Source organism: Methanoculleus nereidis, from assembly GCF_032944295.1.
Taxonomy (GTDB): domain Archaea; phylum Halobacteriota; class Methanomicrobia; order Methanomicrobiales; family Methanoculleaceae; genus Methanoculleus; species Methanoculleus nereidis.
In genome coordinates this window covers 1-11526 of record NZ_JABFFQ010000010.1, presented here as the reverse complement: position 1 = coordinate 11526, position 11526 = coordinate 1, and the positions used below count along the sequence as shown (strand labels likewise).

The 11526-nt window shown below is 62.4% G+C and carries 9 protein-coding genes; 7 read left to right on the top strand and 2 right to left on the bottom strand.

Features of this window, described 5'->3' with window-relative positions; all coding sequences use genetic code 11:
• Positions 1-130 precede the first annotated feature (130 nt).
• Positions 131-1240 carry a TIGR04013 family B12-binding domain/radical SAM domain-containing protein gene (locus tag HL657_RS11130; protein WP_317296886.1) on the top strand — a complete coding sequence of 370 codons (1110 nt, stop codon included), beginning with the start codon at positions 131-133 and terminating at the stop codon, positions 1238-1240.
• A 3-nt stretch (positions 1241-1243) separates the two neighbouring features.
• Complete coding sequence (locus tag HL657_RS11125) at positions 1244-1885, top strand: metallophosphoesterase family protein (protein WP_317296885.1); 642 nt, start codon at positions 1244-1246, stop codon at positions 1883-1885.
• Here HL657_RS11125 and cyaB read toward each other — a convergent pair.
• Positions 1872-2402 (bottom strand): class IV adenylate cyclase, encoded by a 531-nt coding sequence (gene cyaB, locus HL657_RS11120; RefSeq protein ID WP_317296884.1) that lies wholly within the window; start codon positions 2400-2402, stop codon positions 1872-1874. The genes HL657_RS11125 and cyaB overlap by 14 nt on opposite strands.
• A 42-nt stretch (positions 2403-2444) precedes the next feature.
• The gene (locus HL657_RS11115) at positions 2445-3950 is read right to left on the bottom strand and encodes an ATP-binding protein (RefSeq protein ID WP_317296883.1); all 1506 of its coding nucleotides are present in this window, start codon (positions 3948-3950) and stop codon (positions 2445-2447) included.
• A gap of 255 nt (positions 3951-4205) precedes the next feature.
• Here HL657_RS11115 and HL657_RS11110 point away from each other — a divergent pair, with 255 nt between their 5' ends.
• The 5 genes from HL657_RS11110 (at position 4206) to HL657_RS11090 (ending at position 11362) form a co-directional block, all read left to right on the top strand.
• A complete protein-coding gene (locus HL657_RS11110; protein WP_317296882.1) occupies positions 4206-4946 on the top strand; it encodes a peptidylprolyl isomerase in 741 nt (246 codons plus the stop codon).
• A 731-nt stretch (positions 4947-5677) separates the two neighbouring features.
• Positions 5678-7576: a ribosome rescue protein RqcH gene (rqcH, locus tag HL657_RS11105; protein ID WP_317296881.1), complete on the top strand. Its 1899-nt coding sequence runs from the start codon at positions 5678-5680 to the stop codon at positions 7574-7576.
• On the top strand, positions 7573-8598 hold the full coding sequence (locus HL657_RS11100) for an mRNA surveillance protein pelota (RefSeq protein ID WP_317296880.1): 1026 nt from the start codon (positions 7573-7575) through the stop codon (positions 8596-8598). Before rqcH ends, HL657_RS11100 begins: the two co-directional genes overlap by 4 nt.
• A 625-nt stretch (positions 8599-9223) precedes the next feature.
• Positions 9224-9586, top strand: coding sequence for an EMC6-like membrane protein (locus HL657_RS11095; protein ID WP_317296879.1), 363 nt, complete (start codon positions 9224-9226; stop codon positions 9584-9586).
• Between the two features lie 6 nt (positions 9587-9592).
• A complete protein-coding gene (locus tag HL657_RS11090) occupies positions 9593-11362 on the top strand; it encodes a ribosome biogenesis/translation initiation ATPase RLI (protein WP_317296878.1) in 1770 nt (589 codons plus the stop codon).
• Positions 11363-11526 lie beyond the last annotated feature (164 nt).

Sequence of the window (11526 nt, the reverse complement as noted above, 5' to 3'; positions counted from 1 at the left end):
GTAAAGACGATATATCGAATATTCTACGCAGCCGGGCATTTTTCGGCTGCGTCGAAGAGTTTGCATCGAGACTGTTCCTGCCGGCCCGGCTCGGGAAACCGGGCTGCAAGCAAAGAACTTTGTTACACCCATGAACGTTAACTGGCGTGCCATTCCCCAGGCGAACAACACTCTCGCCGCCCTCTCTGCGGCGTGCGAGGGCTACGGCTACCATCTTGAGGTCACCGGCGAACCGCACCCCGACGTCACCATCTACAGCATAAACTCAATCAACGAGCGCATGTACCGTGACGAGATTACGGGGGCCGACTGCATAACGATTGTCGGAGGGCCCCATGCCTCCGCCTGCTACCGCGAGGTGGCGGAGTATGCCGACTACGTCATCGTCGGGGAGGGGGAGTACACCCTCCCGGCGCTTCTCTCCGCCATCGAGGAGGGGAGAGACCCCCCTCCCGGCGTCGCCACCGCCGCCGGCTACACGCCCGCCCGCCACACGGTCCTCCTCGACGGTCACCCGCCCTTCACGCAGATCAAGGGGTTCGTCGAGATCACCCGTGGATGCCCGTTCTCCTGCGGCTACTGCCAGACGCCGCGCCTCTTCGGGCGGTGCATGCGCCACCGTTCCATAGATGAGATCGTCCGTTACGCCTCGCGCTACCGGGATATCCGGTTCGTCACCCCGAACGCGTTCGCCTACGGCTCCGACGGCGTCCACCTCCGGCTTGACAAAGTTGAACGGCTCCTCCGGAGCCTCGACGGCCGGGTCTACTTCGGCACCTTCCCCGGCGAGGTGCGCCCGGAGTGCATCTCGCGGCAGTCCGTCGAACTCGTCCTCGACCACTGCGCCAACACCCGCCTGCATTTCGGGGCCCAGTCGGGGAGCGACGCGGTGCTCCACCGCCTGCACCGGGGGCACACCGTCGAGGACGTCATCCGTGCGTTTGACCTCTGCCGGGAGCAGGGGCTTGTGCCGATCGTCGATTTCATCCTCGGGCTGCCGTTCGAGAGCGACGATGACCAGCGCGCGACGCTCGATCTCGTGAAACTGGTTACCCGGGGTGGGAAGGCGCACATCCACTACTTTATGCCGCTGCCCGGGACCCCGCTCGCAAACAGCCGGCCCCGCCCGCTCCTTGTGGAGGCAGAAAAGGTTCTTGGGAAACTGGCGCTCGACGGCAGAATAACCGGCTCGTGGATGGATCATGAGATAAGGTTTTTTAGACGCACTTCTCATCTATAGTGCATGACGGATGTGCTACTCCTAGCAGATCTGCACGGTAACTACGGAAAGCTTGACGCTTTTCTCAGCTACGACTACGATGCAGTCATTATTGCAGGCGACATCACCAATTTCGGTCCACTTGAGCCTGTAGATTCGGTACTCTCCAACTTTGAAGTACCGTGTTTCGCAATCCCCGGCAACTGCGATCCCCGCGAGATCATCGACGTGCTTGAACGCTCGGATGCGGTCTGTCTGCACAACTCGTGGATCGCGCTCGGCAAGATTACGCTCGCGGGTCTTGGAGGTTCGAACGAGACCCCGTTCGACACGCCGTTTGAGTTAACAGAAGAAGATATCGATAAAGAACTCACCCGGATAACCAATCACATGGACAAGAATGTCCACAACGTCCTGCTCTGCCACGCCCCGCCCTACGAGGCGCTGGATACCGTCGAGGATAACCACGTCGGCAGCCGGAGCATCAGAAAGCACATGACCCGGTTCGATCTGGTCTGCTGTGCCCACATCCACGAGGCACGGGGCATTACCGAGGTCGACGGCGTCACCGTTGTCAACCCCGGACCCGCCTCAGAAGGCTACGGGGCTATCATCCGTTTCGGGAAGGAGCCAAAAGATATTCATATAGAACTTATCGCTGTTTAGACAGCAGCATTTCGAGATACGAGGTGTAGATCGGTGGACCGTCTACACCTAATTCTTTTGCAATCGCTGTGATCCGGTCGGCAGCGTCCTCTTTATCGTCCTCTGTCAGGATCTCGATCTCGACGAACGTTCCGAGCCCTTCGACGTCGTCGAGCGTAACCGTCACGTCCCCTATCTCGTAAAATTCCCGAACTTTTGAGACCGTGGCGGCACGGCGGAAACCGAGACGGGAGAGGATCACTTCAAGGGTCTCTCCGGAAGCCACCGTGAGGTTGAACTCCTCGCGGGCCTTTGCGTTCCCGACCCGGACCTTCGGGCCTTTGTAGGTCACGGTAAATCCGGCATCGTCGTACCTGACCCTTAATGCCTCGTCGGTCTCTCCGAAGTCGCGGTGAGGGGCGTTGTAGTACACGTCGCGCTCCTGCTGCCTTCTCCCCATCCGTACTCCCTTCCGGTTGAGCCCGGCCCTGACGGCCTCCTGGTCTTTGACCGCAAACTTTGCTTCTACTTCGAGCATATCAGTCGCGTCAGATCATCTCTCGCGAGCGACGATAAACCCTCACTGTGCGGGCCGGACCGGGCCGGAGACCTTCTGGCGGATAAGGTCTCTCTGCCGCTCTGCAACGGCGAGGAGCGCGTCGTCCCCGAGCCGCCCCGCGGAGACGACCGCCCGTTCCGTGAGCATCAGGGCGGTATCGTGGTCATCGCGATGGTGGAACCGGAGCCCGATCTCCAGGTTCAGGTCGGTGGCTTTCCCGTACTCGCGTGCGTGGAAGAGGTGGTCGGCAAGCGAGAGGAGGACGTACAGCCTGCCGGGAAGGCGATGTATGGAATGTTCGAAGCAGTCTGCAGCACGGGCGTTGAGCGCAACTCGTGCGTCTTCAGAAAGGTCGTGCCTGCAGTGCTCCTGCAGGAGGGGGTGCGCGAACGCATACTCCCCGCCCGGGAGCCTCCGGAACATCCCGTTTTCCTGCATTCTATCCGTCATCAGCGTCACGTCTGCTCCCTGGAGGTCGAGCATGCAGGCCATGACCGGCACGGGGAACGGGGGGTTTAAGACGCAGAGGTCCTCCGTCCACGCCTTCACGGGTTCGGGGAGCGCGGCAAAGACAAGTCCCGCCGGGTCGTTTGCCCCGGCGATGACGTCCGCGATGTTTTCCCGGGACGGTGCAAGGCCCCGGTTGCGCAGGGCGTTGAAGCAGGCCATGAGGCCGAACGGGTCGCCCGAGCTCTCTGCGAGGAGGCCGGCGGCTGCGTCGTCGATGGAGACGTGAAACCGCCTCTCCCCGAGCTCCTGGATCTCGTGCCGCTGCATCCCATGGAGCTGCACTTCCCGGATACCGAGATCCCGGATCTCCTCCTGCATTGTCACGTATCCGGAACCGGCGCCATCCTCCGTCCGGCAGGTGAAGGCGAGAAGGATACCGGGGGGGAGGTCGCGCACGACATCCCGGAGGAGGCGCCGGTCGTGGCTCGAGGCGAGGTGGACGTCGTCCAGGAGAACCGCCGCAACATGGCCGGTCATGCTCATCTCTCTCCCGAGCTCCCTGAGCAGTTCCTCGAACGCCTGGTATACGCGGTCGTATCCGACCTCAGGCGATCGGGCGAATACGCCGACGATCTCTTCACCGGCCTTCGGGAGCAGGCCGACCGGCTCCACTGGAGCGGCGTATTTCTCGAAGACGTCGTCGGCGTACCGGATAGCCTCTTTCATGCTTTCGGCGTCAAGGATGCTCCCGAACCTTGCGGATGCTGAAGATCGCCGGAGATCGTTCAACAACTCCCGGAACGCAGAGAAGATCATCCCGGGGAGGTCGAAGACCTCCGCCCTGAGGACGGGGGACTGCCGCCCGCCGGGGCGTTCCTGGACCTCGTATGCGAGCCTGTTCAGGAGCGAACTCTTCCCGATGCCCGGCGGCCCGGAGATCACCACCGTCTGCCCGTGCTCTCCTGCCTGCGAGAGGATGGCCGAGAGCTGCTCGAGTTCCTCCTGTCTGCCGCAGAACTCCTCTGGAGGCGAGGGGGCATATGAGACCCCGCCGGCCTGCTGCTGCATTTCATCCATGATCCTCCCTGCACTCGGGTCTTAAGCATACTTCAACGTTTGGGGTGCCTCCCGGGAGAACATATGGCTAAAGGCCGGTATCTCACAGCCCCCGGGCCTTCTGCAGGAGCGTCCGCCCCGCCGGGACAGACCGGTAGACAGTATAAATACCATTCCATCCAAATAAAGTGGGACAACGAAGGTGCAGGCATGGGGCAGGCCGGTGCGGAAGGCGTGCCGGAACCGCAATGCATCTGCTATCCAAGGTGAATGGGAATGGCACTTCAGGAAGGAGATTTTATCAGGCTCAGATACACCGGCCGCGCCGGTGAGAATATCTTCGATACCACGGATGAGGAGAACGCAAAGGAAGAGGGGATCTTCAACCCGCGGGCGGAGTACGGTCCGGTCACCGTCCGCCTGGGGAGCCACCACATCATCATCGGCCTTGAGGACGAGCTGATGGGCAAGGAGGTCGGCGCCGAGGGAGAGGTAGACGTCCCGCCGGAGAAGGCGTTCGGGGAACACGACGAAGAGGCCATGAAGTCCGTCCCGGTCACGCAGTTCCGCGAGAAACCCAAGCGTGGAACCCGGATCGAGGCTGAAGGGCGCGAGGGCGTCGTCGTCGACGTCATCGGAAGGCGTGCGGTCGTCGACTTCAACCACCCGCTTGCCGGCAAAACCCTGAACTACTCCTATACGATCCTCGAGAAGGTCGAGGACCCGGTGGAGCAGATCAAGGGTCTTATCAAGCTCTTCTCGGGCAGGACCGACATCGGGATCAGCATCGCCGACGGCACGGCCGAACTGGAGCTTCCGCCCGCGATCGCATACGACCGGCGCTGGATGGTCTGGCGCGGCACCCTGGTCCGCGAGATCTTCGAATACTATCCCGATGTCAACGACGTCGTCATGAAGGAGACGATCTCGCGCCCGGCCAAACCGGAGGCGGCGCCTGAGGTCGTTGAGACGGAAGAGCCCGTCGAGACCGAAGAGACGAAAGAGGCAGAGGAGTAATCCTCTGCTCTTACGGTTTTGCTTTTTTTTTGACTTTGTTAAATCCCTCCTGTAGAGGCTGAATCGCCTCCAGAGTTATCCGTACGTCATCGACTCACGGGAGTGCGATTGCCGTCCCGGCAGGAGTTTGAGCACCTGGAAGCGAGGGCAAAACCCCGTACACTGGACCGTGGGGATGCTCCCCCCTCCCCACCTCCTCCAGATTCCCATCCCCTGGCTCCTGATTGCCGCCCCATCCGTCATACCTCTGGTGCTCGAACTCCTGTTTGAAACCCTTTTGGTTTCTCAAGCTCCGGCCCTCCGGGCCATTGCATCCTACGGACAGCCGTTTCTAACACACCGTCGCTTCCTGGAGGAATGTCATCCTCCGATGCTCTGGTTTGTGCCCTTCGGTCATTCACAACCTATACACGGCTTTCAATGGGGTATCGCCACGTACTGCCCCCGCCCCCTGGGGGGCGGGGGAGGAGCGCGAAGCGCGGGAGGGGTGGGGGTTACAGGTGTCCGGGTGTAAGGTAGCGACAGGCGATGGGGATGCTCCCCTTCGAAGAACTTCGTTCTTCTCGTGCTCCGTTCCTCGCACCTGACGGTGCTCACGCTCCGGTTCTCCGAACCGTCGCACTCGCCGCTATCCCCACCCTCGTTCCTCCGCCCGATTCCCGCCGGATCAGGAACCCGTGCCATCCGCCCGTACCCTTCTTTAGGTACCGGGCCGAATGTATTCTGAATCAATGGCGACACTACAGGGAATGAGCGGGGTCGATTTTCGAGCGCTGGTAGCGGAGGCCGTCGATCGCCTCCCGCTCTGGGTCGGTAAGATCTACCAGTTCGACGCGAAAACCCTTGGTATCAGGCTGAACGGTGAAGACCGGGCGAAGTATCTGTTCCTCGTTGAGACGGGACGGCGCGCCCACTTCACCGCCGAGTTTCCTGTCCCTCCAAAGTTCCCGCCGAGTTTTGCGATGCTGCTCAGGAAGCACCTCGAGGGCGGGAAGGTGCTCGGCATCCGCCAGCTCGGGCTCGAGCGCACGATCAGCATCGATATCGGGAAGCGGGATACGACCTACCACCTCATCTTCGAACTCTTCGACGAGGGGAACGCGGTCCTCTGCGACGAAGGCTACACGATCGTCAAGCCCCTCTGGCACCACCGGTTCAAGACCCGGGAAGTTGTCCCGGGCGCGGTCTATGCCTTCGAGGGGTCCGACTGCTCGGCTCTCTCGCCGGAGGCGTTCAGGTCGATGCTTGCCGGGTCCGACCGCGACATCGTCCGGACGCTCGCCGTTGGGTGCATGCTCGGCGGCGCATATGCCGAAGAGGTCTGCCGGGTGGCGGGCGTCGAGAAGAGCGCCGCCGCTACGGAGGTGGACGCGGAGGCGGTCCGGGAAGCGTTCGAGCAGTTGATGGCCGATGTTGCAGGGCACCGGGAGCCGGTGATAACGGCGTCCGGGTGCTGGCCGGTGGTGCTTGCCGGCGAGGAGGTCCGCGAGCGGTTTGCGGCCTTCAGCGAGGCGCTGGACGCGTTCTACCCGAAGACCGTGGGCGCGAAGGAGAAGGCCGCGGCCGAGAAACCCCGCCTCTCCCAGGCGGAGATTATCCGTCGGCGGCAGGCAGAGGCTATCAAGGGGTTTGAGAAGAAGACCGAGCGCAATCAGCGGATCGTGGAGGTGATCTACGAGAACTACACGGCCGTTGCCGGGACTATTGCGACACTCGATGATGCGAGCAAAAACCGGTCATGGCAGGAGATCGAGCAGATCTTAAAAGAGAACGGCGATAACCCTGCGGCAAAGATGGTCCGTGCGGTCCACCCCGCTGAGGCGGCGGTGGACCTCGATCTCTCGGGGGAGCGGGTGAAGGTCTACGTCCACGAGACGATCGAGCAGAACCTCGGCCGCTACTACGACCAGATCAAGAAGTTCAAGAAGAAGAAGACGGGCGCACTTGCGGCAATGGAGCGTATGGTCCCCGAGAAGCCCCGGCAAAAACAGAACCTTGTCCTCTTAAAGAAGCGCTGGTACCACCGGTTCCGCTGGTTCACCACCAGCGACGGCGTTCTCGTCATCGGCGGCAGAGACGCCTCCCAGAACGAGGAGCTCGTCAAGAAATACATGGAAGGCGGGGACCTCTTCGTCCACGCCGACGTCCACGGCGGGAGCGTCGTCATCGTGAAGGGCAAGACCGAGCACCTTGACGAGGCCGTGCGGTTCGCCGCGTCCTACTCCAACGCCTGGAAGGCCGGGCACTTCACGGCCGACGTCTACGCCGCCCGCCCTGACCAGGTGAGCAAGACGGCCGAGTCCGGCGAGTACGTGGCGAGAGGCGCTTTCATCGTCAGGGGCGAGCGGCAGTACTTCCGAAACGTCCCGCTCGGAGTGGCGATCGGTCTTGCGATGGCGCCCGAGGTCGCCGTCATCGGCGGCCCACCAGAATCCATCAGCGGGCGGACGAAGGTGAGTGTGGAACTCCGTCCCGGGCAGTTCGAGCCAAACGACACCGCAAAGAAGGTTGTCCGGGCACTCAGGGAGAAACTCTCGGAGGACGAGTGGAAAGGGCTCAAGAACGCCCTGAACACTGAAGCGGTCGCCGCATTCGTCCCGCCGGGAGGCTCCGACATCATGGAACCATGAAGGCCGATGTCCGGGAGATGAAGAGGCAGTTCGGCGAGATACGTCTCTTCCCGGAGACGCTCGACGACCTCTGGCATCTCTCCCACCTGGTCGCGCCGGGGGATCTCGTCTTTGCGACGACGTTCCGCAGCGTGGAGGCGGCGACCGATAAACTCCGGCCGGAGAAGGTCGAGAAGCGGCCGGTCCGGCTCGGGATCCGGGTTGAGAAGGTGGAGTTCCACCAGCACACGAACCGTCTCCGGATCGCCGGTGTCATCGAGAGCGGGGTGGACGTCTCCGCGCACCACACCTTCAATGTCGAGGCGGGGTTCGAACTATCGGTCATCAAACGCTGGCGGGCTGTTGACTGCGAACGGATCCGGCGCGCCGTCGATGCCTCCGCATACGGCGTGGTTCACGTCGTGAGCGTCGAGGAGGGGGAGGCGCAGGTCTACCGCCTGCGCCAGTTCGGCCCGGAGTGGGTGACGACCGTCACGATCGGGAGCAGCAAGGGTGCCGAAGCCGGCGCCCGGTCGGCGCTTTTTGAGAAGACGCTTGACATCGTCGCCGCAGTCACCGGCCCCCTGGTCGTTGCGGGCCCGGGGTTCGTGAAGGAAGAGTTCGCGGAGTACGTGAAAGCCCGTGCGCCCGACCTCGCGGAACGGATGGCCGTCATCGAGACCCGGCGTATCGGGCGGGGCGCCGTACAGGAGGTCATCGGGCAGGGGATCCTTGACCGGCTGCTTGGCGACCTCCACCTTGCCCGGGAGGTCAGGTTGATGGACGAGGTCCTGCACCGGATCGCGACCGAGGGGGCCGTCGCCTACGGCATCGACGAAGTCCAGAGAGCGGTTGCCTACGGGGCGGCGGAGACGGTGCTGGTCGCCGACACCCTGCTCCGGGACGAGGAGGCTACGGGCGTCGTCGAACAGGCCGAGCGCGTCAACGCGATGGTCGTGGTGCTGAGCACCGAGTTCGAGCCGGGAGAACGGCTTGACGCCATCGGCGGCGCCGCGGCGCTCCTGCGGTATAAGATCGAGTGAGGCCTGGGGGATCTTCGTTCCGGGGATTTGAGCGCCGTTAGTGCGATTTACGTGACAGAACGGTCTCAATCAAGGACAAAGCCCCGTACAGTGGACCATGGGGATATCGCCACGCGGGGGAGGGGGCTCGCGGGGAGGGGGGAGCATCCCCCCTCCCTGTCTCTACCCTGTAAGGCTATACCTGCAACCCCCACCCCGCCCGGCCTCCGGCCTCCTCCCCCGCCCCGCAGGGGCGGGGGCAGTGCGTGGCGATATCCACTGGAATCCGTGTCCGGGGATGCGCGACAGCATGAGCATAGAAGCCCCTCGATATTCGAGAATCGAGCAGATACTGCGCGATATTTGAGTGTGATCAAGTCTGAGACCTCAAAAAGCCGGGACGCCCCCTGCACACCCTCACCTCTCCTGATATATCTCCCGCGAGAAGAACAATCACAGATGACCCTGCTCTGCAGGACCTCCTGTTCCACTGGGTAGGAGATTACCTATCATTTATAACCGGAGAACGTCCAATAATGTAGTAATTCCGCCAATTCCGGGAAGTGGCCAGAAGTCGGTTTGCTCCCACCGGGCCGCCGCCCCGAGGGGCTTCCCTTTCAGGAATGGCATAACACTGGGTGTCACGATGAGCGATAATGCTGTAGCAGCAGAGGTTGAAAAGACACGGCCGCGGACTCGTGCCGAGAAACAGGTCGAGCACAGAAATCGGATAAAGCGGACGCTTGTGGCCTGTTTTATGGGCATCCTCGCCGGAGGACTCTCGTTCTACCTCTCCGGCACCCCCGACCCGGTAAGCGGGCTCCAGCAGAACGCCATCATCGGAATCCTTCTCCTGATGGCGGGCGTCGTCTTCCAGAAACATATCTTCATGCTCCTCCGGCTCGACTATATGGAATTGACCAGCAAGGACTGGTTCTACCAGAGTTTCATGACGTTCGCGCTCTGGTTCATGACCTGGACGATCCTCTTAACCACCACCGTCCTGTGATCCCCCATGCGTATTGCTGTTGTACACCGTGATCGGTGCCACCCTGCCAAATGCGGCACCGAGTGCATCCTCTACTGCCCGCGCGTCAGAACCGGCGACGAGACCATCGTCATCGGCGAGGACCAGAAAGCCGTCATATCCGAGGAACTCTGCGTAGGCTGTGGCATCTGCGTGAAGAAATGCCCGTTTCAGGCCCTCGATATCGTCAACCTCCCCGAACAGCTCGACCAGCCGACCCACCGCTATGGCCAGAACGGCTTCGTCCTCTACGGCCTTCCGATCCCTGTCGAGGGGAAGGTCACGGGCATCCTCGGCCCGAACGGTATCGGGAAGAGCACGTCGGTGAAGATCCTCTCGGGCACGCTCGTCCCGAACCTGGGGAGGACCGATGCCGAGATCGCGTGGAAGGACGTCCTCGACCTCTACCAGGGGACCGAGCTCTTCGACTACCTCCAGCTGCTCTCGCAGAAGAACGTGAAGGTCGCGGTAAAGCCGCAGTACATCGACCAGATCCCGAAGGTCTTCTCCGGTTCGGTGCGCGACCTTCTCGCGACCACCGACGAGCGCGGCAAACTCGACTACTACATCGATCGGCTCTCGCTTACGGCGGTCGTCGACCAGCCGATCGCGACCCTCTCCGGCGGTGAACTCCAGCGGGTGGCGATCGCCGCCTGCCTCGCCCGCGACGCCGACTTCTTCTTCCTCGATGAGATCACGCCCTACCTCGATGTCTACCAGCGGATGGCCGCCGCGAACCTCATCCGCGAACTCGCCCTGGAGCGGCCGGTCGTGATCGTTGAGCACGACCTCGCTATTCTCGATATGCTCGCCGATACCGTGCACATCGCCTACGGAGAACCGGCGGTCTTCGGTGTCATCACCTACCCGAAGGGCGTCCGGGTGGGGATCAACCAGTACCTGGAGGGCTTCCTCCCGGAGGAGAACGTCAGGTTCAGGACGTACGCGGTGACGTTCGATACCCGGGCGCATGCGTCCGACGCGGAGCGGGAGGTGCTGCTCGAGTTCCCGACGATGGCGAAGCGCTTTGCGCAGTTCTCGCTCACTGTCGACGGGGGGGAGATCCGGAGCGGCGAGGTTCTCGGGGTGCTCGGGGCGAACGGTATCGGGAAGAGTACGTTCGCCCAGCTCCTTGCCGGGGTGCTCGAGCCCGATACCGGGGCGATGGATACCCGGGTGCGGATCTCCTACAAGCCCCAGTATCTCAAAGGTGAAACGGAAGCGACCGTTGAGGAGGTCCTCCGGCAGACGACGACGAAGTTCGACACGTCGTACTACCAGCACGAGATCTTAGAGCCTCTCTCCCTCTCGCAGTTCCTCCAGGCCCCGGTGAACACGCTCTCCGGCGGCGAACTCCAGCGCGTGGCGATAGCGGTCTGCCTCTCGCGCGACGCCGACCTCTACATCCTGGACGAGCCGAGCGCGCACCTCGACGTGGAGCAGCGGGTGAAGATCTCAAGGATGATCAGGAAGCACGCAGAAGGGCGGGAGGCGAGCACGCTCGTGATCGACCACGACATCTATGTCATCGACATGATCAGCGACCGGATCCTGGTCTTCGAAGGAAAGCCGGGCGTGCACGGCAAGGCCGCCGGACCGTTCGACATGGCGCCGGGCATGAACCGGTTCCTCGAGGCGCTCGGGATCACCTTCCGGCGGGACAAGAGCGGGAGGCCGCGGATCAACAAGCCGGGCTCGTTCCTGGACCGGGAGCAGATCTCCGCCGGGGAGTATTACTATACTGAGATCTCGAAGTAGTGAGCGGGGCGGGAAGTTCTTTTCTTTTCCGGTGGACTGCTGGTGGTAGTCCTGAAGGTTTAATTGGAAACAGAGTCACGTTCGTCAGCGTTCCCGAACACGGTTTTCCAGTGGATATCGCGTCTGGGGGAGGGGTTGCAGGGGAGGGGGGTCTCCCCCCTCCC